At 63.2% G+C, this 223-nt stretch carries 1 pseudogene; it reads left to right on the top strand.

The features are described from left to right. Positions 1 to 223: pseudogene (gene purU, locus OR16_RS39175) on the top strand (formyltetrahydrofolate deformylase); the annotation flags it as partial.

Here is a 223-nt window from a genome sequence, read left to right as displayed (position 1 = left end):
GCCTGAACGACCTGCTGTTCCGCCACCGCACCGGCCAGTTGCCGATCGAGATCGCGGCGATTGCGTCCAACCACAAGGATTTCTATCGGTTGGCCGCAAGCTACGACATTCCGTTTCACCACCTGCCGCTGCTGCAAGCCACGCGCGATACCAAGGCGGCGCAGGAAGCGCGCTTGTGGGACTTGTTCTGCGACTACCGGATCGACCTGGTGGTGCTGGCGCG

This window comes from Cupriavidus basilensis OR16, assembly GCF_000243095.1.
In the GTDB taxonomy this organism is placed as follows: Bacteria; Pseudomonadota; Gammaproteobacteria; order Burkholderiales; family Burkholderiaceae; genus Cupriavidus; species Cupriavidus basilensis_D.
Note: the sequence above shows the minus strand (reverse complement) of the source record. Positions and strands in the feature narration are given on the sequence as shown.